Consider the following 1808-nt stretch of genomic DNA (forward strand, 5'->3'; position numbering starts at 1 on the left):
TTTCTGAACAAGTTTTTTCACTACGTGAGGCTCACGGGTATCAATTCCATCCACTTTAACGTATCCAGAAACCGGCTTCAAAAGGCCATTCAGAGTTTTGGCAAAGGTCGTCTTTCCCGCTCCGTTCTGTCCCAGGAGGGCAACGAACTCCCCTCTGCCAATCTTCAAAGATATTCCCTTCAGGGCAAGGGTACCGTCAGGATAAGCATATTGCATATCCTGGACTTCTATAACTATGTTGCTCCCGCTCTCCATACCCATCGTTCATGGCCTCCTCAAGAAGCGCTTAACAAGAGAGCTCTGACTGCATCGATACTCTCCTCTAAGCTGACTTTGATGTCCCCGGTATAAAACCCTTTGTCCCGTAATCTATCCAACAGGATCATTGGCTCCGGCACATTGAGGCCAAACTTCTGTAAAGATTTGACATCCTGAAAAAATTCCCCGGGGGCGGAAAACTTTTTGACTTCCCCCTCATGAATCAGCAGAAGCCTGTCAGAGAGGCGAGCCAGACGATCTATAACGTGCTCTACCATAATGATCGTCATATTGAGATCTTTTTTCATACGATGGCAAATCTCAAAAACACTATCCTTACCAAAGGGATCCAACATGGAGGTAGGCTCATCCAATATCAGGATTCTGGGTTGCAATGCCAACGCGGAAGCTATAGCAATACGCTGCTTTTGACCTCCGGAAACATCGTAAGGGGACTTATCCAGGAGATCACCAATCATAGCAATGTCAGATACCCATTCTATACGCGATCGAATTTCCGGGACGGAAAATCCGACATTTTCCATTGCAAAGGCCAGTTCCTCTTCCACGCTCATGGAAGTAAATTGCTGCTCAGGATCGGCAAAAACAAACCCCACTGTCTGAGCAATATCCTTCAAAGGTATTTTGCGGACGTCATTACCAAACAACAAAACTTCACCGGTGTACACGCCATTCAGCTTATGAGGGATCAGCCCTTTTATAGCCGATACCAATGTGGTCTTTCCCGACTCATTGGGGCCACATACCCCGATAAACTCTCCCTCCTCGAGAGAAAGGCTTATCCCCTTTAAAGCCATTGGTTCCTCGGCGCTGTTGTATTGCCACCTCAAATCGTGGATCTCCACAGCCTTGCTCATTTGTCGTTCCCCCACAATCAACTTAAAAAGGGTGCGAACAGCCTGTTGATCAAGGAGTGCTCTACATTGAAGACTCCCCGCTTACTCAAAAAAATAAGCCCCGTAAATGCAAGGATCAAAAAAATACAAGCCACAAGATCCCGTCTTGAGAAATTCAGCTTTGAACGGGCATAATCCGCTCTGTCTTTATCGTTGCTGAATCCATATCCCTTTGCAAAAAGCGCGCTGCTGATCTCCTCTCCCCTCCGAAGCGCCAGCGTAAACAAGGGAATCATGTACATGGAATAATGCTTGAGTTTCCCACGGAAGGTAAGAGCCGAGGAATCCAGCCCCCTCGCCTGCTCCGCTTCCCTGATCGTCTTCAGGTCCTCGAGGAACATCCCTGCTGAGCGCATGCACAAACCAATAAAATAGCTGATCACGAAAGGAACCCTGGCCGAACGTAATCCCACCAGAATATCTCTTTCCCTGTTACTGGAAAAGTAAAATATGGCGGCAAGTAAAAGAGCAATGATACGAACGTAGGACACAATGAACCACCGCATCGGCTGAAAGAAAATGGTTACGCCGAAAAGTTTCCCTATAGGGATGAGAGCAGGATTTTTCCCTGGAGCCAGGTAATGGCTGAGAAACATAAAGAGCCCCACCGTGATGAACATCGGCGTATAAATT

At 47.2% G+C, this 1808-nt stretch carries 3 protein-coding genes; all 3 read right to left on the reverse strand.

What is annotated here, in order from left to right:
* Window positions 1–261: energy-coupling factor ABC transporter ATP-binding protein (locus Q0176_RS01560; RefSeq protein ID WP_299298443.1), on the reverse strand; the 261-nt coding region annotated here is incomplete at its 3' end.
* A 14-nt stretch (window positions 262–275) separates the two neighbouring features.
* A complete protein-coding gene (locus tag Q0176_RS01565; protein WP_299298446.1) occupies window positions 276–1136 on the reverse strand; it encodes an ATP-binding cassette domain-containing protein in 861 nt (286 codons plus the stop codon).
* Between the two features lie 17 nt (window positions 1137–1153).
* A partial coding sequence (locus Q0176_RS01570) for an energy-coupling factor transporter transmembrane protein EcfT (RefSeq protein ID WP_299298449.1) occupies window positions 1154–1808 on the reverse strand: 655 nt, incomplete at its 5' end.

The sequence above is a fragment of the uncultured Fretibacterium sp. genome, assembly GCF_938040765.1.
Lineage (GTDB): Bacteria > Synergistota > Synergistia > Synergistales > Aminobacteriaceae > CAJPSE01.

Excerpts from the sequence above, each read along its gene's own strand:
- Q0176_RS01565 (WP_299298446.1), bottom strand. The coding sequence starts at position 1,136 with ATGAGCAAGGCTGTGGAGATCCACGATTTGAGGTGGCAATACAACAGC.